The following is a 3,004-nucleotide window of genomic DNA, read 5'->3' on the forward strand; positions in this document are numbered from 1 at the left end:
GCATTTTTGTAGTCGACTGCCTTTGCTGCACGTTTTGCGATTTCACCCATTTTTTCTCTAGTTTCTGGATTTAAAAAAGTAGATGGTGCTTCTTCTAGTACTTTTTGATTGTTTCTTTGAAGAGAGCATTCTCTCTCTCCTAAATGAATCACATTTCCGAATTCATCTGCTAAAATTTGAAATTCTATATGTCTAGGCTTTTCTATAAATTTTTCTATATAAACTCTGTCATCTGAAAAACAAGCCTTAGCTTCTAATTTTGCAGCGTTGTAGTTGTGTTCAAATTCGCCTTCTTCTCTGACTATTCTGATTCCCTTTCCACCGCCACCGGCAGCAGCCTTTACCATCACAGGAAATCCTATTTCTTTTGCAATTTGCAATGCATGACTAGCCGAAGTTATTTCACCTTCATATCCAGGAACTACAGGTACACCTGCATTTTTCATGACCTCTCTAGCCTTAGCCTTATCTCCCATAAGCTCTATAACTTTGTAGTCAGGGCCTATGTATTTTATATTACATTCCTCGCACATCTTAGCGAACTTAGGATTTTCAGATAAAAATCCAAAACCTGGGTGTATTCCTTCACACCCTGTAAGAACACATGCACTAAGTATATTAGTCATATTTAAGTAGCTGTCCTTACTTTGTGGACCTCCCACACAAACAGCCTCATCAGCCATTTGTGTATGAAGTGCATATTTATCTGCCTCTGAATAAATTGCAACTGTGCTTATTCCAAGCTCTCTACATGCTCTTATTATTCTGACTGCGATTTCGCCTCTATTTGCTATTAAGATTTTTTTTAGCATTTCAATCACCTACCCAATTGCAAACATTATTTCACCTTGGCAAACTAATTTTCCATCTACAGTAGCTTTTCCTGTTCCTACTCCGATAGATCCTTTTAATTTTGTTATTTCTATTTCTAGGTCTAATTTATCTCCAGGCATAACTTGTTTTTTCCATTTAACCTTGTTTGCCCCTACTAAAAATCCTATTTTTCCTTTGAATTCGTCCATTGAAAGTATACATATTGCTCCCATTTGAGCTAATGCTTCAAGTATTAGAACTCCTGGCATAACTGGATATTCAGGAAAATGTCCATTGAAAAATGGTTCATTTATTGTTACATTTTTATATCCTTTAGCACTTTTACCTTCTACTACTTCTTCTACTCTATCTATCATTAAAAAAGGATATCTATGTGGTAAAATATCTCTTATTTCTTTAACTCCTAACATATTTTTCTCCTTCTCTATATTCTTTTTACTTTAAATAATTTTTGACCGTATTCAACCATTTTTGCGTCTTCGCACACTACGCTCACTATTTCACAGTCAAATTCAGCTGTTATTTCATTCATAAGCTTCATAGCTTCAACTATGCAAACTATATCTCCCTTGTGAACTACATCTCCTTCTTTTACAAAAGGCTCAGCATCTGGTGATGATTTAGAATAAAAAGTCCCTACTATTGGAGATTTGATAAACTCAACACCTTCTTCTTTTGGCTTGTCAGCTACGACTGTTTCTTCAGCTTTTGATGTATTTACAACTGGTTCACTTATTGTATTTACAGCTTCACTATTTTTATTTAAAGTGTTTATTTCACTATTATCTATTTTATTAGATACATAATTTCTAGACATGCTCTTGTCTATTTTTATATATCCGTCTTTGTTTTCCATTTCAAAATAAGCTAATTTGGAATTATCCAACATTGTTATTAGCTCTTTTACTTCTTCAAAATTCATGATTACCTCCAATTAATCCCATTTCTTAAATAATAGACAAGCATTATGTCCGCCAAATCCTAGAGAGTTATTAAGAGCGTATTTTAAATCTGCACTTCTTCCTTGGTTTGGTACATAATCTAAATCTAGTTCTTCTTCACTTTCTGTATAACCTATAGTTGGAGGTATAAATCCTTCTTGTAGTGCTTTTACACATGCTATTGATTCTACTGCACCTGCTGCTCCTAATAAATGTCCTACCATAGATTTAGTTGAAGATATTGGAATATTTTTTGCATCTTCCTTGAAGGCATTTTTTATAGCTCTAGTTTCGTATAAATCGTTGTAGTAAGTTGATGTACCATGTGCGTTTATATAAGAAACCTCGTTCATTTCTATACCAGCTTCTTTTACTGCATTTTCCATAGCCTTTGCAGCTGATACTGCTTCTGGTGATGGAGAAGTTATATGGTATGCATCGCAAGTTGAACCGTATCCAACTATTTCAGCAAGTATTTTAGCGCCTCTCTTTTGTGCATGCTCTAAGCTTTCGATTACTAGCATTCCAGCACCTTCACCCATTACAAATCCACCTCTGTCTTTGTCAAATGGAGTTGATGCCTTAGTAGGATCCTCACTAGTAGATAATGCTCTCATATTTGCAAAACCTGCTATTGCAATAGGTGTAATAGATGATTCGCATCCTCCAGTTATTGCTATATCTGCATAACCGTGTTTGATATGTCTATAAGCGTCTCCTATATTATTTGTAGCTGTTGCACATGCAGTTACTGCTGATGTACACATTCCTCTAGCACCCAATTTAATCGCTATATTTGCAGCTGCTGCATTTATTATAGTCATTGGTATGTACATTGGAGAAATTCTCTTTACTCCTTTTTTATGTAGAGTGTCAAATTCCTTTTCATGAGTATGGAATCCTCCGATACCTGAACCTACTATAACTGCAAATCTTTCTTTGTCTATAGAATCTAAATCAAGGTTTGCATTTTCTACAGCTTCCATACTTGCAATTAAAGCGTATTGAGTAAATTTATCTAATCTTCTACATTCTTTTTTGTCTAAGAATTTAGTTAAGTCTAGGTCTTTTACTTCACCAGCAACCTTTACATCTAGACCTTCTGTATCTATTGATTTTATAGTATCTATTCCTAATTTTCCTTGTTTTGCATTATTCCAAAATTCATCTGCTGTATTTCCTATTGGTGTTACAGCTCCCATCCCTGTTATAACTACTCTATTTTCCAT

At 34.6% G+C, this 3,004-nt stretch carries 4 protein-coding genes; all 4 read right to left on the reverse strand.

Annotated features, from left to right (window positions below; genetic code table 11):
* Positions 1-812 (reverse strand): biotin carboxylase N-terminal domain-containing protein (locus ACI3VO_RS11815; RefSeq protein WP_439758105.1); only part of this gene is annotated, 812 nt, incomplete at its 3' end.
* Positions 813-821: 9 nt separating this feature from the next.
* A complete protein-coding gene (gene fabZ, locus ACI3VO_RS11820; protein WP_439758106.1) occupies positions 822-1,244 on the reverse strand; it encodes a 3-hydroxyacyl-ACP dehydratase FabZ in 423 nt (140 codons plus the stop codon).
* 14 nt (positions 1,245-1,258) lie between these two features.
* On the reverse strand, positions 1,259-1,756 hold the full coding sequence (gene accB / locus ACI3VO_RS11825) for an acetyl-CoA carboxylase biotin carboxyl carrier protein (RefSeq protein WP_439758107.1): 498 nt from the start codon (positions 1,754-1,756) through the stop codon (positions 1,259-1,261).
* 12 nt (positions 1,757-1,768) lie between these two features.
* A partial coding sequence (gene fabF / locus ACI3VO_RS11830; RefSeq protein ID WP_439758108.1) for a beta-ketoacyl-ACP synthase II occupies positions 1,769-3,004 on the reverse strand: 1,236 nt, incomplete at its 5' end.

It is taken from the genome of Intestinibacter sp., assembly GCF_051866655.1.
In the GTDB taxonomy this organism is placed as follows: Bacteria; Bacillota; Clostridia; order Peptostreptococcales; family Peptostreptococcaceae; genus Intestinibacter.

Coding starts and splice junctions, on each gene's coding strand:
- accB (WP_439758107.1), bottom strand. CDS start 1,756: ATGAATTTTGAAGAAGTAAAAGAGCTAATAACAATGTTGGATAATTCC.
- fabZ (WP_439758106.1), bottom strand. CDS start 1,244: ATGTTAGGAGTTAAAGAAATAAGAGATATTTTACCACATAGATATCCT.